We start from the raw sequence: 22,193 nt of genomic DNA, 5'->3' as shown, positions 1-22,193 counted from the left end.
CCGTGCCGCGCCTGCTTCCGCAGGAGCGGCGTGTCGGCCACCGTCGCCCCTCGTGTGCTAGGGCAAGTACGCGGCCAGCAGGCGGTGCAGGTTGGCGCGCAGTTGCTCCTCGGGGGCGCGCTGCTCGAACAGCGGAGCGATTTGTTTGAGCGCGGGGAACTGCTCGGCGGGTAGTGCGGCGATTGTCTCGTGTCGGTCGAACTCCTGGCGTGAAATCCGGTTGAGGGAGAAGCCGAACACGTAGTTGGTCAGTGCGTCGTAGGCGTCGTAGGCGTCTTGACCGTGGACGTCCAACTCGCCGAGCAGCTCGAAGATCGTTTCGTGGGCACGGAAGAGGGCGCGGTTATTCATCCGGCGGATCACGGTGAGCTGCGCGATGGCGGGGTGCTCGACGAGCATGCGGTGGACGGCGACGATGTAGTCGACCAGCGCGTGGAACGGGTCGTCGGCCTGCAGGGTGTCGGGGTCGGGTAGCTCGGCGAAGACGGTGTCGGCCAGTGCTTGGAGCAGCTGCTCCTTGCCGCCGAACGTGGTGTGCACGGTGGCGCTGCCGACGCCGAGTTCTTTGGCCAGGCGGCGCAGGGTGAGGGAGGCGAGACCCTCCTCGTTGATCACTTTCATGGCCACGGCCAAGGCCTCGTCGCGCACCAGTAGCCGAGGTCTGCCTCGGCCGGCACCGAGTGGGGCGACCCCGGATAGCAGGTCCTCGCCCGCACGGATCGGCTTGCTCATGCCCGAACTCTACCGGTAGACGCAGCTTTCCGACCAATTATCCGATCACTGTTTACAAATTCCCCGGCGGCGGTTACGGTCGTTCCCGTCGGCCATACGGGCGCGGCGGCCTGTTCGGGATCGGATCCGGAGGATCGGGTGACCATCGGAGTACACGGCGGGGCGGACCCGCTGCACCAGCAGGGTTCGCCGGTCACGGCCTGGACGATTGCCAACACGTCGGAGGTCGTGCGGACCGTCCTCACCCCGTTGGGGGCGAGTTGCTTCTGGGGTGATCCCTGTGAGCTGGAGCTGCGGCGAGGTTACGCCGCCATGGGGATCTTCCGGGCCCGCGACGTTCGGATCGAGGCTTCGGCCGACGACCGGATGATCGCGGTGGTCTACGGCCGTCTCGCGGCCAACGTCGACAGCTTCCGCCGGATGGCCGACTCGATGCCGGGCACGTCGGGCTCGGCGATGGAGGAGCAGTACTTCGGCTCGGTGCGGCCGGAGGTGGCGGATCGGCCGACGAAGCGGCGCTATCCGGCGCTGGCGGTGAAGATGCCCCGCGCCGCCGCGATGCTCGGGCGGCGCATCCGCGCGGTGCGCGAGGACCACCAGTCGTGGTGGCGTCGGCAGGTGATCGAACGCCCTCCCGTCGAGGCTGGTGCCGCCCGGGTGTTGCTGCGGGAGGCCAGTGAGCGGTTTCGGCGGGCGATGTGTCTGCACATGCAGGCGACCGCGTTGTGCCAGGCCGGTTACGAGCAGATCGTGGCGCTGGCGCAGACGGCGGGAGTGCCGGGCCTCGAGCTGCGGCTGGCCACCGGGTTCGGCGGTATCGAGGAGACCGCCTTGCTGAAGGACCTGTGGGAGGTCTCCCGCGGCCGCCTCGACGAAGCGGAGTTCCTCGCCCGCCACGGCTACCACGGCCCGGGGGAGGGCGAGCCGTACAACCCGTCCTGGCGTCACCAGCCCGCGCTGTTGACTCCCCGGCTGGCGGCCTACCGAGCGCTGGGCGAGGAGCGCGCGCCGGGCGCGGTGGAGTCCGACCGGGTCCAGCAGCGCCTGGACGCCGAGGCGGAGTTGATCGCCTCGTTGGGAAGATTCGGCCGGGCCCGGGCGCTTCCCGCGCTCCGCGCCGCTGCCTCGTTCATCCGGGCCAAGGAGACCGGCAAGGTCGCCTACACGCTGGCCATCGACGCCGGCCGCTGTGCCGCCCACGTACTGGGCGCTCGACTGCACGACCACGGGCAACTCGCCGACCCGTCGGACGCGTTCTTCCTGACCCTCGACCAGCTGAGCGGACCGCTGCCGGCGGCGACTCGGGACATCGTCGCCGCGCGCCGCGAGCAGCACGAGAAGTACTCGGCGATGAAGCTACCGCCCAACTGGGTCGGCAGCCCGACCGTCCGCACCCGCGAGCGCGCCCCCACCGCCAGCGCGCGGGAGCGAACCACCCTGCGCGGTCAACCGGTCAGCGGCGGTGTGGTCGAAGGCCGCGTCCAGGTCGTCACCGACGTCGACCAGGCCGACGACTTCACCCCCGGCGACATCCTGGCCTGTCACGTGACCGATCCGAGCTGGATGCCGCTGCTGTCGATCGCCGGCGCGCTGGTGATCGATGTCGGCGGCCCGATGAGCCACTGCGCCATCGCCTCGCGCGAGCTCGGCATACCCGCTGTGATCAGCACCGGCGACGGCACCGAAGTGCTCACGACCGGCGACTGGCTGCGGGTGGACGCCGACACCGGCGAGGTCACCGTTCTCAAAAACCCGCCGACACCCAGAGGAAGACACACCGATGAGCTACGGCCACGACCGGTTTCACCAGCGCACCGATAACCCCTACTGGAACGAGAGCGCCTGGTTCAGCTTCATGATCCCCGAGCGGAACCTGCACGGGATGCTGTACATGTACTACCGGCCCAACATGAAGCTCGCCGCCGCCGGACCGTTCATCTGGGACCGCTCCGGCGAGCAGATCTACGACTGCCTCTACTACGGGTTCGACCCCATGCTCTCGATGCCCGATAACGTCGAGATGTTCGACGTGAGCCTGCCGAACTCCTACACGGTGCGCACCATCGAACCGGACCGCAGCTTCCAGTTCACCTACAAGTCCGGCCGGTGCGAGCTGGACATGACCTTCGCGACGGTGCTGGAGCCGCACATCAAGGCCGAGACAGTCAAGGACGAGGAGCAGCTGCGGGGCTGGTGGTCCCAGGTCGACGTGGGCCACTACGACCAGCTCGGCCGCATGCGCGGGTCGTTCGTCGTCGACGGCGAACGCTACGACGTCGACTGCTACAGCATGCGCGACCGCTCCTGGGGCCCGCGCAAGCTGCTGCCGGTGCGGCTGTGCTACCCCTGGGCGGCCGCGGCCGACGACCACTCCTTCCTCGCCCCGTCGGTCAGCCAGACCCCGCTGGAGACCGACCCGGTCCTCGACACCGTCGAGCGGGTGATGGCCGGCTCCGGCTGGTACATGCGCGACGGGATCAAGTCCAACCTGGTCGACGGGACACTGCGCACCATCGAACGCGGCCCCGACGGACGGCCTCTGCGGCAGGTCATCGAAGCCGTCGACGAACTCGGCCGCGACCTGCGCGCCACCGGGCAGACCCGCAACCTGCTCAAACTGTCCGTCTACGGCAACTGGTTCGACTGGTACAGCCTCGCCGAGTGGGAGTTCGACGGGATCCGCGCCTACGGGGAGATCGAGGACTACCACCCCTTCGACATCTACCGGCGCATGCAGGTCACACTCGGCAACGCCGTCGCGTGAGGGCCGAGTCATGCACACGACGACACAGCGGCTGTGCGTGTGGGCGGGACCTCTCATGGTGGCGATCTGGGGCGCCGTGACCGGCGACCTGCCATCGCGATCGTTGACGTACCGGCTCAGGTGGTACCGCTCTTATGCTCCGAAACCAACGCCTTGGCACGCCGCTCGGCCTGTGGCAGTGCCTCGCCCAGTCGCCGGCATGAGCGCTGCGCAGGGCAGCGCGATCTCTGCGTATGTTGGCACCGCGCTACGCATGTACGCCCGTTGCTTCCTGTACGTAGACTCCACATGCGCGTCGATCCGAATACGTAGTACGTATAGAGAATTAAATAGGTCTCGATGGTGTACGTAATTATTGAGTCTTCCGCGCAAGGTGCGCATCTAAACCAAACGCTGCCTCGTTGGATCACAGGGAGTTCTTGACTGGCCTCTGCTGCATCTTTCAGGCGTGCGTCGGGTCTGCTCTACAGAACATTCGGCGTTGTATGTCCGAGTTCCCCTAGAAAGGCTGTGCGATGATGCGCCTTGACCTCCGCGCGGTTGAGTCTACTCTTTCCGGGATGCTCTGTCCCGTCCAGCGATGGGAGATCAATCATTTCCTGGGCGGAGTTCAACGGGGCTGGTTGCGATGTGCTCGATGCATTTCACGCACTGCCGGCGGCTAGGCAGTACGCCTCTGTCGAGGACATCACTGCCGCTGTCACGGCTGGCGAGAGGGAATCGCGGCGTGGGCGGCCTCTCGCGGGCCTGCTGCTATGTGCGATGTCAGCCTAGGTCGGTGTGGTTCGGAGTTAGTCCAGGAACGTTTCATAGCGACTAGCAAGGATCTCTTGCGGGCGCGACGATCCCGCGATGCGGGCCGGCGGTGATCGTTCTCGTTGGATGCAGCCGCTTCCGTTACATCGGTGACATTTGAGCAATTCAGTTCGTAATGAGCTCTGTGGAGGAGTGTATGGCGACCGAAGTGAATCTTACGTCCTCGGCCCCAGCGCAGGGGCATGTGCCCACCCCGCTGGAGAAGGCGGCGGCTCCGATCGGTGGGTTCCTGTCGACAGCCGCCGACACGGTCGTCGCGACGTTCAAGCCGCCGTTCCAGTGGCGTGAGTACGTGCAGCAGTGCTGGTTCGTCGCCAGCGTCGCGATCGGGCCGACCATTCTGCTCGGAATCCCGTTTGTCGCCCTGGTGACCTTCCAGTTCAACCAGGTGTTGACCGAGTTGGGCGCGATCGATGCGTTCTCGGGTGCCGGGTCGGCGTTCGCCACGGTGAGTCAGATCGGTCCGGTGGCCACGACGTTCATCATCGCCGGCGCGGTGGCTACCTCGATCTGCGCGGACTTGGGTGCCCGGAAGATCCGCGAGGAACTGGACGCCATGGAGGTGCTGGGCATCGACCCGGTGCACCGGCTGGTGGTCCCCCGTGTGCTGGCGGCGGCCACGATGGCGATCTTCCTGAACGCGCTGCTGATCCTGATCGGGATCGGTGGCGGGTTCTTCTACTCGGTGTACCTGCAGGGGGCGAGCCCGGGTGTGTTCATCGATTCGATGAAGGTGCTGACCGGCAACGACAACCTGATCTCGGCCACGATCCGGGCGGCGGTCTACGGGTGGCTGGGCGCGATGATCGGTGCCTACCGGGGTCTGATCGCTAAGGGCGGCGCGAAGGGCGTCGGTCAGGCGGTGAACGAGACGGTCGTCTACGTGTTCATCGCGCTGTTCCCCGTCAACACCGTGTTCACCCAGCTGCAGTACGTGCTGGGCCTCGTCAAGCACTAAAGCAGGAAGGAACAAGCCCTGACATGGAGGTCAAGGTTGTCGCTCCGAGCAGGTTACGGGGCGTGGGCCGCGCACTCGGTGCGCCCTGGCGGGCACTCGACGACGTGGGTAGGCAGGCCAGCTTCTACGGCGAGGCGATCGGCTGGGTACCCAAAGCGGTCAAGAGCTACAAGCGTGAGCAGGTTCGGCTGATCGCTGAGGTCGGCATGTCTGACGGCGCGCTGGCGGTCATCGGCGGCTCGTCGATCATCACGCTGTTCATCACGTTCTTCGCCGGATTGAACGGCGGCGTGCAGGTGTACTACGGCCTGTCGAACCTGAACCTGGAGGCGTTCGCCGGGTTCTCCGGGGCGATCATCTGTCCCCGGCTGCTGACCCCGATCATCGCCGGCACGGCACTGGCCGCGACGGTGGGCACCGGTTTTACCGCGCAGCTGGGCGCGATGCGGATCTCCGAGGAGATCGACGCTCTCGAGGTGATGAGCGTGCGGTCGCTGCCGTACCTGGTCAGCACCCGGGTGGCCGCCGGAATGATCACCATCATTCCGATCTACGCGATGGCGCTGGTCGGCGGCTGGATCGCCTGGAAGCTGGCGTTGGTCCAGTTCTTCGGCCTGGCCGCTGGCACCTACGACCACTACTTCGACACGTTCATGCACCCGACGGACATCATCTACGCGATGATCCAGGCGGTCGGCATCGCGATCGTGGTCATCTTGATCCACACCTACTACGGCTACACGGCCAGCGAGGGCCCGGTCGGCGTCGGCGAGGCGGTCGGCAAGGCTGTGCGCGCCTCGTTCGTCGCGGTCATGACCATCTGCCTGTTGATCGCCACCGCTCTCTACGGCAGCGCTGACACGCTGCGGATCTCCGGGTGAGCGGGCGATGAACCAGACAACCGCCTGGGACAACATCAAGTACAAGGTCTACGCCCTGATCCTCATCGCGATCATCCTGTTCGCGGGGTCGATGTCGGCCCTGGCCTACAACAAGACCTTCGCCAGCTCGATCCCGGTGACCCTCAAGGCGGATCGCGCCGGTCTGCAGATGCACCCCGGCAACAGGGTCAAGGTGCAGGGCGTCGACTTCGGGCGGGTCAAGAGCGTGGACCTCACCGAGGAGGAGCAGGGCGTCGACGTGCTGCTCTACGTCGACCCCGACCTGGCCGAACAGGTGCCGGCCAACGTCGAGGCGGACCTGAACCAGCTCACCGCCTTCGGTAACAAGACCGTGGAGCTGATCCTGCCGGCGCACCCGTCGCCGGAGCGCCTGGAGGCTGGCTCGGTGATCCAGGTCCGGCACGTCGCGGGTGAGGTCAACCGCACCTTCGACGAGCTGATGACGCTGCTGAACCGGGTCGAGCCGGCCAAGCTGAACGCCACCCTGGGCGCATTTGCGCAGACCTTCGAGGGCAACGGCGACCGGCTGGGCAAGACGCTGACCAAGGCGAACAACTACCTGACAAAGTTCAACCGGGACCTGCCCGCGCTGCAGCGCGACTTCCGGATCAGCGCTGGGTTCGCGAACGTCTACGCCGGCGCCGCGCCGGACATCGCCGACGTGCTCAGCAACGCCGGCGTCGTCATGGAGACGTTCGCCGACGGTGATTGGCCGTTCGTGATCCATGGAGCCGGGTTCTTTGGCGACCGCTCGTATGACTTCTTCGACCAGAACGCCGACGGTTTGATCGACGCCCTGGATTCGCTGCGGCCGACGACGAGTCTGCTCAAGGAGTACTCGCCGGCGCTGACCTGCTTCCTAGACGGCACCGCGAACACCTTCGACAGTTTGACAGCGGCGTTCCAGCCGGGCGGCATCATGTTCGAGGCGCCGCCGGCGCCCCCCTCCCCGCGGTACCAGTACCCGCGGGATCTGCCGGTGAACGGCCCGGGTCCGCTGAAGGGTCCGAACTGCCGAGGCCTGCCCACCGTCGGGCCGGAGGAGCTGTGGAAGGCAGGTGTCACCAACGGCCCGCCGAGCGTGCTGCCCGGCCGGGAGAGCAACCGCCCGAACCTGTCCAAGGAGCCCGCGGTCGTGCAGTTCTTCGGCCCGGACGCCCTGCTGCTCCCAGCTGTGAAGGGTGGTAACTGATGGCTAGCCGGAAAAACGCGCTGGCCGTCGGGTCCGCACTGGTCAAGACGGTGATTGTCGCCGTCGTCGGAGTGTTCATTCTGGCGATCTTGTGGGTGCAGTTCGGCCAGATCCGGTTCAACACTCAGAAGTCCTATTCGGCGGTCTTCACCAGCGCCTCGGGCATCCAGCCGGCGTCGACGGTCACCGCGTCCGGCGTGGATGTCGGCCGGGTGGATGACATCGAGGTGACCGACCAGAACCGGGCGAAGGTCAACTTCACGATCGACGCGTCGCTCCCGCTGACCGCCGGTACCAAGGCCACTATCAAGTTCAAGAACCTCACTGGCGACCAGTACATGGACCTGACGCCGGGCCCGGGGTCCACCCGGATGCTGCCGGACGGTGGGGTGATTCCGGTCAGCCAGACCCAGCCGGCGTTGGACATCGACGTGCTGCTGGGCGGCTTCAACCCGCTGCTTCAGGGGCTGCAGCCGGCGCAGGTGAACCAGCTGTCCAGCGAGATCGTGAGCGTGCTGCAGGGTCAGGGCGGCACGATCAACTCGGTGCTCGCGCACGCCGCGTCGTTCAGCGGCTCGCTGGCCGACCAGGACCAGGTGATCGGCAGCGTGATCACCAACCTGAACACGGTGCTCGGTGGGCTGGACTCCCACTCCGCCCAGCTGTCGGACACGGTGAAGGAAGCCGCCGACTTGGTCAACACGCTGTCTGAGGATCGCAAGGAGCTGTTGGACAAGTTCGCCGCCTCGGGGGAGTACGCCCGCGGCCTGGGCGATCTGCTTGCCGCGGTGCGCACCGGGCACGACACCTTCGAGGAGCTGGCGAAGGCCGGGCACCTGTTCAACAAGGACGCGAAGGAGGTCAACCGCATCCTCGGGCTGCTGCCCGGGGCCTACCTGCGGCTGGGTCGGGTGTCCACGAACGGTGCGGGCTACGACTTCAACGCCTGCGGCGTCGTCCTCCGGCTCACCGGTCCGGACGGCAAGCCGTTCTACACGCCCCAGATCGGTCCCAGCGACAACAACCTGCAGTGCAGCAGCCAGGACGTCGCGCCGTTGCAGGGCCAGGGTCCGACCAGCGCGTACGGGCACGAGGTGGAAGACGTCCCACTGTCGGACGGGCAGGCCGTGGCCAACGACGCGAACGACAACGGTGAGCACGTGGACAAGCACGACCAGAACCCCGGCGACCCGAATTCGGGACCTGGCGAAAACCCGCGGCAGGAGGGGAACTGACCGATGACCCGGATACCGAGGTTCCGCGAGTTCAACGTTCTGGCCACAGCGCTGGTCGGGCTGGGGATCATCGGGTTGGCGCTGGTCGTGGCGTTCACCTACCCGACGCTGCCGTTTGTGCGGGGCACCACCTACAAGGCGCTGTTCACCGAGGCTGGCGGGTTGAAGACCGGTGACGAGGTTCGGGTGGCCGGCACGGCGGTCGGCAAGGTCATCGACATGGACCTGGTCGGCAACCGGGTGCAGGTGAGCTTCACCGCCGGCCGCTCCCGGCTCGGCACCAGCACCACCGCCGCGATCAAGACCGGCACGCTGCTGGGCAAGCGCTACCTCGGGATCACCCCGGGGCCGGGGCCGGTCATGAGCGGTGGCGACACGATCCCGGTGGAGCACACCCTGGCGCCGTACAGCATCACCTCCAGCATCGAGAACGTGACCCAGCAGATCCACGACTTCGACAAGACCAAGCTCGAGGCGGCACTCAACTCGTTCTCCGGCGCATTCCAGGACACCCCGGAGAACTTCAAGGCGACGTTCGCCAACGTGAAGGCTCTGTCCCAGACGCTCAACACCCGGGACCAGGCGTTGCGGGAGCTGCTGGCGCACGCCAACGCGGTTTCCGCGGTGTTCGCCGCCCGGACTGGTGATTTCCAGCGGCTGCTGCGGGACGGCAACCTGCTGCTCGACGAGCTGCAGCGCCGTAAGGGGCTGATCGAGGAGTCCCTGCGGGGCTTCCAGCACGTCATCCACCAGACGACCGAGCTGGTGAAGGAGAACGACGAGCAGCTCTACCCGACACTTGACGAGCTGAACCGCCTGCTGGCGATCCTCAACCAGCACGATCACGACCTCAGCGTCGCCATCCAGCGGGTGTCCGGCTTCATCGGCGGTCTGTCCGAGGGCATCGCGGACGGGCCGCAGTTCGCGGCGAGCGTGGCGCTCAACGCGCCGGGTGACATCTTCAACTACACCGACCTCCTGCGTCAGGTGACCAACCCGCAAGCGCCTCGGGTCCCGGCCATGCCCGGGCTGCCCGGCCTGGACCCGCTGCCGAACCCGCTGAACGCACCGCCGAGCGGCGCGGGTTCGGACCCGAACTACTCGAACCCGAACGCGAACGGAACCACCCCGTCGCTGCCGTTGTTGGGAGGCAAATGATGGCCCAGCTCGCGGGCGGGCTGCCCCGGCTGCTCCGCGTGGTCGCGGTGGTCCTGGTCCTGGCCCTAGCCGCCGGCCTGATCTACGTCCTGGTCGGCGGCGGCACGAAGAAGGGCACCGCCTACTTCGCCGAGGCGAAGAGCGTCTATCCCGGCGACGCGATCCGGATCCTGGGCATGGAGGTCGGGGCGATCGACAAGATCACACCGGAGGGCGACAAGGTGCGGGTCGACTTCCACTACGACGGCAAGTACTCGGTGCCCGCCAACGCCAAGGCCGCGATCTTGGCCCCGACGTTGGTGGCCACCCGGTTCATTCAGCTCGACCCGGCCTACTCCGGTGGTCCCGCGCTGCCTGACGGCGGCGTTATTCCGGTGGAGCGCACCGTCTCGCCGGTGGAGTTCGACGAGCTCAAGGCCCAGTTGGCCCAGCTCGCGGACGCGCTCGGGCCGAACGGCGCGAACGCCGACGGCGCGCTGAACCGCGCGCTGACGGTGATCGACAAGAACGGTCGGCCCGGTGGGGTGCCCCAGGGGCAGAACTTCCGGGACATGGTCGTGGAGCTGTCCAAGGCGGCGAAGACCCTGTCCGACGGTCGGGAGGACCTTTTCGGCACGGTCCGCAACCTGGCCCAGTTCTCCGCGGTGCTGGGCAAGATGGACCGCGAGATCCTCGACTTCCAGCGGACCCTGGCTGATGTGACCGGGGACCTGCGCAAGAGCGACGACACATTCCGGGAGATCTTCCCGGCGGCCGAGCGGGCCGGCACGCTGGCGATCGGGCTGGTGGGCCACCATGGCAAGGACCTGACCGAGGCCGTCGAGAAGGCGGGCCACCTCATCCGGGTGCTCTCCGAGCGACGCGACGACCTCGCCCAGGTGCTGCACGTCGGGCCGACCACGCTGACCGACTTCAACAACATCTTCCACCCACGCGACCAGCGGCTGCACGGCCACGTCACGCTCAACAATCCGGACACCTTCGGCGGCCCGGGCGACGGGCTCTGCGCCCTGCTGACCCAGGTGGCGGCGGCCGACCAGAAGCAGGGCCAGAAGATGTGCGTGAACTACCTGGGGCCCATCTTCCAATACCTGAAACAGGAGGCCCCGCCGGTCGGCGTGAGTCCGGTCGAGGCGCCCCGCGGTACCACGCCACCGTACGGCGACCTGCAGTACGACGTGCCCAATACCGAACCGACCGGACCGAACGGGACCAGGTCCGATGCGCCCCGTTCCTCGACGGCCAACGGAAACGACCAGAAGTACGGTGCCGGGCCTGGTGGCCTGATCCCGCTGCCCCAGGGAGGAAACCGATGAAGCGCGGCATCCGCGTGGTCTCGGCGGTGGTGACGGCGGCGGTGACGGCGTTGGCCCTGACCGGCTGCTCGTCCTACCGGGGGATCAACTCACTGTCCCTGCCCGGCACAGTCGGCACCGGGTCGGACTCGTACCAGGTCACCATGAAGCTGGACAACGCGGTGAACATGGTCCCGAACACCCCCGTGCTCATCAACGACATCAACGTCGGCACGATCACCGACGTCAAGCTGGACGGCTGGACCCCGGTCCTGACCCTCAGCCTGCGCAACGACGTCAAGCTGCCGGCCAACACCGTCGCGAAGCTGGGCCAGACCAGCCTCCTGGGCTCCAAGCACATCGCGCTCTCCGCCCCCGCTGACCAGCCGCCGCAAGGCGTTCTCCAGGCGGGCGCACAGCTCCCGCAGGACCGAGCGTCACGCTTCCCAGAAACCGAGGAAGTGCTGTCCGGGGTATCCCTCCTGCTCAACGGCGGTGGCCTGCAGCACTTCCAGACCATCACCACCGAGCTGAACCGGGCACTGGGCGGCCGGGAGAACGACGCCCGGAATTTCCTCACCCAGCTGAACAACTTCACCGCCGGGCTGGACACGCAGAAGGGCGACATCGTCCTGGCGACGAAGGGGCTCGACCGGCTCAGCACCACCCTGGCACCCCGCATCGACGAGATCGAGAACTCGTTGAACGACATCCCGAGGGGTCTTGCGGTGATCGACGACCAAGAGCCGGCCCTGATCGACACCCTGGGTTCGCTGACCCGGGCCGGGGAGCTCTACGAGCCAGTCCTGCACGAGGCGGTGCCCGACCTGCGTGGCGTCTTCAACGAGGTAGAGCCAGTGCTTCGCGGTATCGCGGACACCAAGCCCGGCGCCCTGATGAAGGACCTGAAGCTCCTGCCGTTCGTCATCTTCCCATTGGACTCGATCCCGTACGAGTTCCGCGGCGACTTCGTCCACATCATCCTCACACTCGACCTGACCCACGAGGCGCTCGACAAGGCTTTCCTGACCGGTACGCCGGCCGGCGGCGCATTGGCGGCGGTGGCCAAGGCGCAGCGGGGTCAGCTGCCCGGCCTGAGCAAGACCGACCCGCTGCGGGTGCCGCTGCTCCAGACGGCGCCGAACAAGCCCAATCCGGTGCCCAGCGCGCCGGACGGCGACCCACTCAACACGCTGCTCAACGAGATCGGGGGCTGACAGGATGATCTCGTCATACATCAAGCGACAGCTGATCGTCTTCAGCATCCTGACCGTCGCAGCGGTGCTGATCATCACCTTCGTCTACGCGAAGGTCCCGACCGCGCTGGGCTTCGGCCGGATGACGGTGACCGCGACGTTCAGCCAAGGCGCGGGGATCTACCCCGACGCCAACGTCACCGCGCGCGGCGTCGGTGTCGGGCAGATCAAGAAGGTGACGCTCACGCCCGAAGGCCATGTCCGCGCCGTCATGTCGATCGACGACCACGTCAAGATCGGCTCCGACGCGCGCGCCGAGATCCACAGCGTGTCCGCGGTCGGTGAGCAGTACATCGACCTGATCACCGATCAGCCGGGCGGGCCATATCTGGAGAACGGTTCCGATATCCCGCTGAGCAAGACCGAGGTCCCCGAGCAGATCGCTCCGGTGCTGGACAAGACCACAGACCTGCTCGCCTCCATCCCCAACGACGGACTCCAGACCTTCCTCGACGAGGGCTACAAGGCGTTCCACAACCTCGGTCCCGACCTGCGCACGCTGATCGACAGCGGCCAGAACCTGCTCGACACGGCTGACCAGAACTACGCCGAGACGTCACAGCTCATCCGGGACATCGGCCCGCTACTGGACACCCAGAACATCGCCGCGAACAGCGTGCGCGCGTACTTCGACGACCTGGAGAGCACCACCGGCGCGGTGCGCTCCGTCAACGATGACGTCCGCCGGGTCTTTACTTCGGTGGGCCACGCGGCCACCGACGCCGGTGACCTGGTCACGGACCTCGACGACCCGGTGGCGTACCTGACGCCGAACGTGGAGCGGGTCGGCACCCTGCTGGGCATCTACCGGCCCAACCTGGAGCAGATCTTGGCGGTGTACCCGGTCGTCCAGTCCTGGCTGCAGGTCTTCACGAAGAGCGACCAAGGGCGCGGCCTGCACGCCGCGCTGCAGCTCAGCGTCACGCAGGGCTGCACCCAGGGTTTCAACGGTGAGAACCTACGCAACCCGGAGGACCTCAGCGACAAGGACGCCGAGCCGGACACCTACTGCAAGGTGCCACACGACGATCCGAAGCTGGTGCGCGGCGCACGCAACGCCCCGTGTATGGAAGGCAAGAAGGGCCAGCGCTCGGGCACCGTCCTGCGCTGCCTGGGCAAGGATCCCAGGCCCGACTATGGCCCGGGCAGCCACGCCGCGACGCTCGCGCCGCACCTGCCCATCCCCGGCACACCGGCCGGCGAGACGGGTCCGCTGAGCCCGCCATCGAACGACAACGCTCGACAGAGCCCCGAAGACCCGCTGTCCACCTTCGGTGCATCCGGATCGACGGGCTCAGGAAAGGACGAGACGTGGCAGTCATTGTTGACCGGCCCGCCCGGCCGTTGATCGAAAACGAAGTGGTCGACCGCTTCGACGCCGCCTCCCCGCACGCCTCGGAGGGAGCGCCCCGCCGGTGGCGGCTCCGCTGGCTGGCCCCGGCCGCCGGCGCGCTGGTTGTGCTGACGCTGCTGGTCGCCGCCGTGACCTTCGCGGTGCAGACGGTCAGCGGCTTCCGGCTCGAACAGGGCCGCGGTGCCGCGCTGGCCGCCGGCCGGCAGGCGGCGGTGAACCTCACCACCTTCGACTTCACCACCGCCGAGGCGGACGTGGGGCGCATGAACGAGAGCATCACCCCGAAATTCGCGCAGGGCTTCGCGTCGGACAAGGAATCGTTCATCAAGGGCCTGCGCGAGGGCAAGATCAAGATGACGGGTGAGGCCACCGAGGCAGGGCTGACCGGCTACACCGGTCAGGTGGCGAGCGTGCTGGTCGCGGTCGATGCCAAGGTCGGCAGCGCGGACCAACCGCAGGCACAGACGCGGAAGTACCGCATCAACCTCACCATGCTCTACCACGACGGGAATTGGCTGGCCGACCGGGCGGAGTTCATCTCATGAGCCTCGACACCGACAGGGAAGCGGCGGAAACCGCCGTCGAGCCTGCACCGCGTGGCGAGTTCGACGGCCATCGCAGGGCCAAGGCCAAGAAAGCCAAGAAGGTCAAGAAGGCCGAGACTGAGACGGTCGACAGCGAACCGGCTGACAACTCGCACTCGAGCTCGGGGAGTCGCTTCGCCGCCGTGCTCGCCGCTGGGCGGCAAGTCCCGGCCGCGGTACGGAACCTCGCGGTCCGGCTCTGCCAGGAGGCGCGCGAGCGGCCCAAGCGGACGAGGCGGATCGGCGTTCTGGTACTGCTCGGGCTCGTGCTGGTCACCGGGCTGTTCGCCTACCAGGCTCGGCAGTACCAACTGGCCGGTGAGGCGCGCGCCCAGGCGCTGACCGCGGCGAAGGACTCGGTCACCGAACTGCTGACGTATAACCACCGCACCATCGACCGGCAGGCCGCGGACACCGAGAAGTTGCTCACCGGCAAGTTCAAGGACGACTACCTGGCTCAGGTGCGTGACGTGGTGACCAAGTCCGCTAAGGACACCCAGGTGGCCATCCAAACCGCGGTTGTCAATGGGTCGGTCGTGTCCAGCAAGCCCGACCACGTGGTGCTGCTGCTGTTCGTCAACCAGCAGACGACGACCAAGGCAAGCACGGATCCGATCCTCACCGCCAGCCGGGTCCGGGTGACATTGGAGCACCAGGACCGAAAGTGGCTGGTCTCCGCACTTGAGCCGGTCTAGCGGCCGAATCAGCAAACGTCGACAACAGCAATCCAGGAAGCGAAAGCGGGAAACGCATGGGTACGGGTGTCGAGGTCAAGGTCGAGGGATTGTCGAAGTCCTTCGGGCGGGCCAACATCTGGTCGGATCTGACCTTCACGATGCCGGCCGGTGAGATCAACGTGTTGCTGGGGCCTTCGGGTACCGGTAAGTCTGTGTTCTTGAAGTGCCTGATCGGGTTGTTGAAGCCGGAGCATGGTTCGATCGTCATTCACGACACGGATCTGGTACGCACGAACGCCGATCGGCTGTATGAGATCCGGAAGTTGTTCGGGGTGTTGTTCCAGGACGGGGCGTTGTTCGGGTCGATGAACCTGTTCGACAACATCGCGTTCCCGTTGCGGGAGCACACCAAGAAGGGCGAGCCGGAGATCCGTGACATCGTCATGGAGAAGATGGACATGGTGGGCCTGACCGGCGACGAGATGAAGCTGCCGGGGGAGATCTCCGGTGGGATGCGCAAGCGGGCCGGGTTGGCGCGGGCGTTGGTGTTGGATCCGGAGATCGTGCTGTTCGACGAGCCGGACTCGGGTCTGGATCCGGTGCGCACGGCGTATCTGAACCAGTTGATCGTGGATCTGAACCAGAAGACGGACTCGACGTTTCTGATCGTGACCCACGACATCAACACCGCGCAGACTCTGCCGGACAACATCGGCATCATGTACCACAAGCACTTGGCCATGTTCGGGCCCCGGGAGCTGCTGTTGACCAGCGAGGACCCGGTGGTGGCGCAGTTCCTGAACGGGCGCAAGGAAGGCCCGATCGGGATGTCGGAGGAGAAGGACGCCGACGAGCAGGCCGCCGAGCAGGCCGGTAACAAACCGGCGTTCGAGGTGCCGCCGATGAAGCCGCAGATCATGCCGACCGACGGGGGTAAGCGGGCCGCGCAGGGCCGCCGGCTCGACCGGGTGATGGGCATGATGCACGAGCTGCCGCCCAAGGCCCAGCAGGCCATCACGGACAGCCTCTCCGCCGACGAGCGGCACCGCTACGGAGTCGGCGTCGGTTCCCACCGGCGACACTGATATAGGTGCTGCCGCACCTCATGATCCGCCTGCTCGGCAAAGCTGCCGTCGTCGGCGCACTGCCGCGGCCGAAAAGTACGGCCACCCGGCGCGCGCCGCGCGGAGGGCGTTCCCGGGTCGGCAGACAACGTGACCGTTCGGTGGCTCACCGAGGGGGCCTCTGCCTGGTACCTGCCGCGGAGGTAAGAATTCAGTACGAATGAACGACCCATTGGTCGAGATCGAGACGGCCAAGTCCCTGGTCGAGCTGCCTTCCCCCTCCGCCGGCGAAGTGGCGGCGTTGTTAGCGCAGGAGGGGTCAGCTGGTAGCCGTAGCGGCGCCGATCGTGCGATTCCACGACCTAACGGCCGCCCGACCGTCGGAGTGCGTCAGCCACGGCCAAGAACAATCCCTCGAACCGGCCCGGCGTGCCGAGGTGCTGGTCGGCTACGGACCCCACGAGTCCCCACCCGCGCACCGACGAGCCCGCCGGGGCACGGAGGCGCCCTCGGTGGCGATGCCGCAGCGAGCACACGTGCGCGCCAAGCGGCTGGTGCGCAAGCTGGCCAAGGAGCTCGGCGCGGAACTGGCCGACGTCACCGCCTCTCGACCCGACGCGACCGTTACCGTGCCGACGTCGAGCGGTGCGCGTGAGGTGCCCCAGCACGCGTACTACAGTGTGCAGCCGCTGCGCGCCGTGGAGAACTTCGCCATCTCGAGTCTGCGGCCCAACCAGTTCGCCGATCTCGTCACCGCCCTCGCCTACGTCAAGAAGGCCCTCGGGAAGATCCATATCTGGCTGACCTTCTTCGGTTTCCACCCACCGACGGGTTCACCGCGCTGAACACGTTCTCCTCCACCGGCGCGTTCATCCTGGGCGCCTCCACGCTGCCGTTCATCTGGAACGTGTTTCGCAGCCACCGGTTCGGCCAGGTGGTCACGGTGGACGACCCGTGGGGTCACGGCAACTCGCTGGAGTGGGCGACCTCCTGCCCGCCGCCCCGGCACAACTTCACCGAGCTGCCCCGGATCCGTTCCGAGCGCCCGGCGTTCGAGCTGCACTACCCGCACCTGGTGCCGAGGCTGCGCGCCGACGCCCACGCCGGCAAAGCCACCCCACCCCGTCCGAAAGGTCACTGCAGCCGACGCGCTGCCCGACGGTGATCGGTACAGGTCGGGTCATCATCCTGTTCCTCTGAGATCATCACCCACCACCCACAAAATCACGGACGGTCCCGCGCACACGTTGGAATGGGTGCACCGTATACTGAGAGAATCTCGTGGTCTGCGGCTTCTCGGGCACTGGCAAACATTCCTACCCGAAGCCCTCGGTCAGCGAGCCGCCGAAGCCAGCATGCGGGTAGCTTGCGTCACCCTAGAGACGACTGTGTCTACGTTCTGCGAGGGGACCCTCGACATCGCATCGATCGGGATCTGGCTCTAAGTGATATCTGCTACTGAAGTGGCCGTTGCGAAGTGTGGGACGGGTCGTTGTAGCCGATGCGGGGCTCGGGGATCCGCCGCGCGCCAGTGGACGGCATAACCCGTTCGCGAGGTATGCCGTCGTGTGGGCAAGATGCGTGCGCCCAGGCGACGGCATCGTGTGGTGGGGCTGGCGCTCGGCGGACGTCGTGATCACCGGGGAGTGGCTAGCTATCGGGATCCGCGCCGCTCTTGCCACATGTGCGCTCACCAGTGTGATCGGTGAACCAGCTCGCTGGCGGCGAGCACGACCGGACAACAATGCCGACAACAACCCACTACCCGACGATGATCACGGCAAGCAGCCACGCCCGTCGGCTGACTGAAGACCGCGCGTGCAGGCCATCTCGCGTGACCCATGGGACGGGTGCCGGGCTGGTGGCCGGCTTGACTGGCTCGGGTCAGAGTAGTTCGAGGATGGTGGCGTTGGCCTGCCCGCCGCCTTCGCACATGGTTTGCAGGCCGTAGCGGATGCCGTTGTCGCGCATGTGGTGGATCAGGGTGGTCATCAACCGGGCACCGGAGCCGCCCAGCGGGTGACCGAGCGCGATGGCTCCGCCGTTGGGGTTGAGCGCCTTCGGGTCCGCGCCCACGTCGGCCAGCCAGGCCAGCGGTACCGGCGCGAACGCCTCGTTCACCTCGAAACAACCAATCTCGTCGATCGTCAGGCCGGCCTTGGCCAGCGCTTTCTGGGTGGCCGGGATCGGTGCGGTTAACATGATCACCGGGCTGGCGCCGGCGAGCACCGCGGTGTGCACCCGGGCAATCGGAGTCAGCCCGAGCTGGGTGGCCTTCTCGCTGGTGGTCAGCAGCATCGCGGCCGACCCGTCGGAAATCTGCGAAGCGTTGCCCGCGGTGATCGTGCCGCCCTCCTCGGCCGATTTCAGTACGGTCTTGAGACCGCCCAGGGTTTCCAGGGTGCTATCGCGGCGTACGCCCTCATCGGCCGCGATCACGGTGCCGTCGGGCAGGGTTACCGGCGTGATCTGCCCGGTGAACCGGCCCTCGTCCTGCGCGGTGGCCGCCTTCTCGTGCGAGGTCAACGCGAACTCATCCAGCTGGGTGCGGGTGAGGCCCCACTGCCGCACGATCATCTCGGCGCCGACGATCTGGTCCGGGTCGACGCCGTTGTATCGGGCGGCGTAGGCCTGGCCGTACGGGTCCTTGTCCAACCTCGCGGAGAACATCGGCACCCGGGACATCAACTCGACGCCGCCGGCCACCACCACGTCGTAGTGTCCGGCGACCAGCCCGGCGGCGGCGAAATGCACCGCCTGCTGCGAGGAGCCGCACTGACGGTCCACGGTGGTACCGGTGACCGTCTCCGGCCAGCCAGCGGCCAGCGCGGCGTTGCGGGCGATGTCCATGGTCTGCTCGCCGACCTGGCTCACACACCCCCACACCACGTCATCGATCACCGCCGGGTCCACCCCGATCCGCTCGACCAGCGCGCCCAGCACATGCGCCGACAGGTCTGTCGGGTGGACCCCGCTCAGCCCCCCATTACGCCGACCGACCGGCGTCCGAACCGCCTCAACGATGACCGCGTCCCGCACCACAAGTCCTCTCGTCCCGGTCGGCGGAGCACACGCGGCGGCGTGGGTCCACTCCGACCACGAGACAAAATTTTACATCTGATTAGAATCCGGGTCGAGGGCGCCGCCATCGGCCGTTCGTCACAGTCGGCCCGCGAGGATCGGAACATCGGAACCGAGCTGGCGCTCAGTCCGGGATGGTGACCGTGCCACGTAGTGGATCTTGATTTAAGGGGTTGGGGTATTGACGATGACCCGGCTGACAGGCCGGGGCCCGTCACAGCGTGCCCTGGTCGGGCTGGCGATGCGCGTCGCGCAAGACATGGCGTTGGACGCTCACCCGCGGGCCGTCGAGGCCGGCAAGCCGACCGACCGAGCAGCCGCCAACGACACCGCGGGCGTGCTCCTCATGGACACGGTTGGTCCGGGCATTGGTGTGCTGTTCGTCGTTACGGCGGTGGCGAGCTATCTGTGTTTCCGGTTTGCCACGCGAAGCCTGAACCTGCGCGGCAGTCCAGAACCGCCTGATTCCGCGGCTGCGGGGTCCGCCGGATCCGATAGCTTGCTCCCGCAACAACGTCGGAGCGAACCCGAATTGTCCCAGTACGACAGCTAACCTGACCGAAGATCGGCTTTGAGGTTGCCCGGGGCCGCCGGGGATTATCGAGTTTGACCGCGTGGGAGCGTTCATTCGCACCTGGCCGTGTGCGTCTGCGACAGCTGTATCCGTCGTCCCGTCGGGATTGGTGCTGGTGCTTTGCTGAGGCATGGCGACACCCCGACTTGGGGTTTCGGCGGAAGAATCCCCGGTCCTGCATGGTTACCGGCGCCACGCGGACGAGCGGGCGGTGTTTCCGGGCCGAGGGCGGGAGTGCGACATGGCGGCACGGTCGATGACGCTGACAATGACGCACGGCCCCGTGGGCGAGCGGCCACGCGGCCATATCTGGTGCGGTCCGCGCTCGGAATGAGCGATCCCGCGGGCCGGTCTACCGTGAGTGACCCCTCGCGCGATGAGGGACCGGCCGTGTCGGCCGATTCGGTGCGTGACTACCTGCTGCGGATCAGGCGGGTGGTGTTGCTCGACGCCGCGCAGGAGGTGGAGCTGGGCAGGCGGATCGAGGCCGGGCTGTTTGCCGCCGAACGACTGGACCGGATCGAGCGTGAGGGCGGGACGGACGGGCAGCTGCGGCGTGTCTGCGCGCGATCGCGCGCGACGGGGAGCGCGCGAAGAACTGCCTGTTGGAGGCGAACCTGCGGCTGGTGGTCTCGCTGGCCAAACGCCACGTCGGCCGGGGAATGCCGTTCCTGGACCTGATCCAGGGGGCAACCTGGGGCTGAGGTTCCCCCGGTTTGCCGGAGACTTGTTTATCTGTGATTGGCCGGCTCGGGTTGGAGGGCAGCCGGCTGGGCCGGTTGCTGGTGGAGGGTGTGGTGGGTCTGCTCGTATTCGTCGGGTGAGAGCCCGCTGAGCCCTCGCTGGATGCGGCGGGGGTTGTACCAGCCGTAATGGCAACTGAGCGGACGCCTATACCAGCCGACGGCGATGAGCCTGGTGATCGAGAGCGGCGCCCCTCGTGCCGGTGTCGCCGCCGGAGCGGATGCCTATAGAACCCGTCGGGCTCGACCCGGGTGATTGAGAGGGGCACTGCGACGGCGGCGGCGTCGGGCGGCGAGGATGCGCTGTTCATGATCGGCAGGGTCGAGCCCGATGTCATCGACAGACTCCGAGTCTTCATGCGAGCTGGGGCGCTTGCTGATCGGCGGGGCGAGACGGCTCGTGAGATGTCGTGCCCAGAGCACTGTCCATTAGGGCGCCGGTGCCCCGCGGCCGACTGGGACGAGCGAAGGAGCCGCATGACAGCGGTGAGCTGTGGAATCGACTGGGCGCAAGACCATCACGACGTCGCCGTCGTGGACGGGCAGGGCGCGGTGATCCACGCCGAGCGCATCGGCAACGACGCCGCAGGCCTGGCCCGGCTGCTGGAGATCCTCTGTGAGCACGACCCGCACGACGGGCGGCTGGAGGTAGCGATCGAGACAAGCCGTGGGCTACTGGTCGCCGGACTACGCGCCGCGGGGCGGACGGTCTTCGCGATCAACCCGCTCGCCGTGTCGCGCTACCGGGACCGCTACCGATCGTCTCGGGGTAAGTCCGACGCGTTTGACGCGATGGTGCTGGCCAACATCCTGCGCACCGATCGCGACGCGCACCGCCCGCTGCCGAATGACAGCGAGCAAGTCCGAGCGCTGCAGGTGCTCTGTCGAGCCCAGCAGGACGCGACCTGGGACAAGATCACCATCACCAACCGGATCCGCGCCCTGCTCAAGGCCTACTTCCCCGGCGCGGTCGCCGCGTTCGAGCGCGGCGGCAAACACCGGCTGGAATCGCCGAGCTGCCGCACGATCCTCGCCGCGGCCTCCACCCCGCGCGAGGCAGCTGCGTTGACCGAACGACGTCTGGCGGCGCTGCTGCGCAAGGCCGGCCGCAAGCGCGGCGTCGACGCCGAAGCGACCCGCCTGCACAGCTACTTCCACACCGAACAGATGAGCCAGCCCGCGCCGGTCGAGCAGGCCATGGGCGTAGCGCTGCGCGGGCTGGTTCGCCAACTCGACGCGATCTGTGACGCGCTCGCCGAGCTGGAAGCGCTGATCGACACCGCTTACCGTGCCCATCCCGACGGGCCGATCATCAGCAGCGTTCCCGGCTTGGGCGTCGCGCTCGGCGCTCGCCTGCTCGCCGAGATCGGCGACGACCACACCCGATTCGCCGACGCACGGGCGCTCAAGGCGTTCGCCGGTGCGGCCCCCGTCACCCGAGCATCGGGCCGCTCAACGTTCGTGCACGCCCGACGCGCGAAGAACAACCGGATGGCCGCCGCCGGCTACGTATGGGCACTCGCCGCGGTCCGCCACGACCCACACTGGGAAGCGCGCTACCGCGCCCGCCGCGCTGCCGGAGATCGGCATGTCACCGCGCTGCGCAAGATGTTCAACAGCATGCTCGGCAAGCTCCACCACTGCCTGACCACCGGCGAGCTCTACCACCCTGACGACGCCTTCCGCCCCCTCGCGCCCGCCATCGCGACCCCGGCCGCTTGACAGGTTGGGTTGGTGAGATGTCTCGATGTAGCGGAACAGCGCTGCTTCGGCTTCGGCCCGGGTGGCGAAGCTGGTACCAGGCCAGT

At 67.2% G+C, this 22,193-nt stretch carries 19 protein-coding genes and 2 pseudogenes; 19 read left to right on the top strand and 2 right to left on the bottom strand.

What is annotated here, in order from left to right; translation table 11 throughout:
- Positions 1–57: 57 nt before the first annotated feature.
- Positions 58–732, bottom strand: a complete 675-nt coding sequence (locus ABEB12_RS24230) for a TetR family transcriptional regulator (RefSeq protein ID WP_185060899.1) — start codon at positions 730–732, stop codon at positions 58–60.
- Between the two features lie 138 nt (positions 733–870).
- On the opposite strand from ABEB12_RS24230, the gene ABEB12_RS24225 reads away from it, so the two are divergent.
- The 16 genes and pseudogenes from ABEB12_RS24225 to ABEB12_RS24155 all read left to right on the top strand — a co-directional run.
- The gene (locus ABEB12_RS24225) at positions 871–2,553 is read left to right on the top strand and encodes a PEP-utilizing enzyme (protein WP_185060900.1); all 1,683 of its coding nucleotides are present in this window, start codon (positions 871–873) and stop codon (positions 2,551–2,553) included.
- The gene (locus ABEB12_RS24220; RefSeq protein ID WP_185060901.1) at positions 2,513–3,496 is read left to right on the top strand and encodes a DUF7065 domain-containing protein; all 984 of its coding nucleotides are present in this window, start codon (positions 2,513–2,515) and stop codon (positions 3,494–3,496) included. The genes ABEB12_RS24225 and ABEB12_RS24220 overlap by 41 nt, the downstream gene beginning before the upstream one ends.
- A gap of 525 nt (positions 3,497–4,021) precedes the next feature.
- Complete coding sequence (locus ABEB12_RS42210; RefSeq protein ID WP_185060902.1) at positions 4,022–4,270, top strand: DUF2795 domain-containing protein; 249 nt, start codon at positions 4,022–4,024, stop codon at positions 4,268–4,270.
- A gap of 157 nt (positions 4,271–4,427) precedes the next feature.
- Positions 4,428–5,270, top strand: coding sequence for an MlaE family ABC transporter permease (locus tag ABEB12_RS24215; RefSeq protein WP_345703106.1), 843 nt, complete (start codon positions 4,428–4,430; stop codon positions 5,268–5,270).
- Between the two features lie 23 nt (positions 5,271–5,293).
- Entirely contained in the window at positions 5,294–6,151 is an 858-nt protein-coding gene (locus ABEB12_RS24210) for an ABC transporter permease (protein WP_185060904.1), read from the top strand.
- A gap of 7 nt (positions 6,152–6,158) precedes the next feature.
- Positions 6,159–7,364 (top strand): MCE family protein, encoded by a 1,206-nt coding sequence (locus tag ABEB12_RS24205; protein ID WP_185060905.1) that lies wholly within the window; start codon positions 6,159–6,161, stop codon positions 7,362–7,364.
- On the top strand, positions 7,364–8,599 hold the full coding sequence (locus ABEB12_RS24200; protein WP_185060906.1) for an MCE family protein: 1,236 nt from the start codon (positions 7,364–7,366) through the stop codon (positions 8,597–8,599). The genes ABEB12_RS24205 and ABEB12_RS24200 overlap by 1 nt, the downstream gene beginning before the upstream one ends.
- 3 nt (positions 8,600–8,602) lie before the next feature.
- Entirely contained in the window at positions 8,603–9,757 is a 1,155-nt protein-coding gene (locus ABEB12_RS24195; RefSeq protein WP_185060907.1) for an MCE family protein, read from the top strand.
- On the top strand, positions 9,757–11,073 hold the full coding sequence (locus ABEB12_RS24190) for an MCE family protein (RefSeq protein WP_185060908.1): 1,317 nt from the start codon (positions 9,757–9,759) through the stop codon (positions 11,071–11,073). The genes ABEB12_RS24195 and ABEB12_RS24190 overlap by 1 nt, the downstream gene beginning before the upstream one ends.
- Complete coding sequence (locus ABEB12_RS24185; RefSeq protein ID WP_185060909.1) at positions 11,070–12,269, top strand: MCE family protein; 1,200 nt, start codon at positions 11,070–11,072, stop codon at positions 12,267–12,269. The genes ABEB12_RS24190 and ABEB12_RS24185 overlap by 4 nt, the downstream gene beginning before the upstream one ends.
- A 4-nt stretch (positions 12,270–12,273) precedes the next feature.
- Positions 12,274–13,656, top strand: a complete 1,383-nt coding sequence (locus ABEB12_RS24180) for an MCE family protein (protein WP_185060910.1) — start codon at positions 12,274–12,276, stop codon at positions 13,654–13,656.
- Positions 13,620–14,207 (top strand): hypothetical protein, encoded by a 588-nt coding sequence (locus ABEB12_RS24175; RefSeq protein WP_185060911.1) that lies wholly within the window; start codon positions 13,620–13,622, stop codon positions 14,205–14,207. Before ABEB12_RS24180 ends, ABEB12_RS24175 begins: the two co-directional genes overlap by 37 nt.
- Entirely contained in the window at positions 14,204–14,941 is a 738-nt protein-coding gene (locus ABEB12_RS24170; protein ID WP_185060912.1) for a hypothetical protein, read from the top strand. Before ABEB12_RS24175 ends, ABEB12_RS24170 begins: the two co-directional genes overlap by 4 nt.
- Positions 14,942–14,997: 56 nt before the next feature.
- Entirely contained in the window at positions 14,998–16,008 is a 1,011-nt protein-coding gene (locus ABEB12_RS24165; protein ID WP_185060913.1) for an ATP-binding cassette domain-containing protein, read from the top strand.
- A gap of 199 nt (positions 16,009–16,207) precedes the next feature.
- Positions 16,208–16,642, top strand: a complete 435-nt coding sequence (locus tag ABEB12_RS24160) for a biotin/lipoyl-containing protein (RefSeq protein ID WP_221497700.1) — start codon at positions 16,208–16,210, stop codon at positions 16,640–16,642.
- A 118-nt stretch (positions 16,643–16,760) separates the two neighbouring features.
- Positions 16,761–17,152 (top strand): annotated as a pseudogene (locus ABEB12_RS24155) (cytochrome ubiquinol oxidase subunit I); the annotation flags it as partial.
- Positions 17,153–17,871: 719 nt separating this feature from the next.
- Here the strand turns inward: ABEB12_RS24155 and ABEB12_RS24150 are convergent.
- Positions 17,872–19,026, bottom strand: coding sequence for an acetyl-CoA C-acyltransferase (locus ABEB12_RS24150; RefSeq protein WP_185060914.1), 1,155 nt, complete (start codon positions 19,024–19,026; stop codon positions 17,872–17,874).
- Between the two features lie 229 nt (positions 19,027–19,255).
- Here ABEB12_RS24150 and ABEB12_RS24145 point away from each other — a divergent pair, with 229 nt between their 5' ends.
- The 3 genes and pseudogenes from ABEB12_RS24145 (at position 19,256) to ABEB12_RS24135 (ending at position 22,107) form a co-directional block, all read left to right on the top strand.
- Complete coding sequence (locus ABEB12_RS24145; protein ID WP_185060915.1) at positions 19,256–19,621, top strand: hypothetical protein; 366 nt, start codon at positions 19,256–19,258, stop codon at positions 19,619–19,621.
- A gap of 411 nt (positions 19,622–20,032) precedes the next feature.
- Positions 20,033–20,345 (top strand): annotated as a pseudogene (locus ABEB12_RS24140) (sigma-70 factor domain-containing protein); the annotation flags it as partial.
- Positions 20,346–20,862: 517 nt separating this feature from the next.
- Positions 20,863–22,107, top strand: a complete 1,245-nt coding sequence (locus tag ABEB12_RS24135) for an IS110 family RNA-guided transposase (protein ID WP_185060916.1) — start codon at positions 20,863–20,865, stop codon at positions 22,105–22,107.
- Positions 22,108–22,193 lie beyond the last annotated feature (86 nt).

It is taken from the genome of Actinospineispora eucalypti (assembly GCF_039543365.1).
Classification (GTDB): Bacteria; Actinomycetota; Actinomycetes; order Mycobacteriales; family Pseudonocardiaceae; genus Pseudonocardia; species Pseudonocardia eucalypti.
Note: the sequence above shows the minus strand (reverse complement) of the source record. Positions and strands in the feature narration are given on the sequence as shown.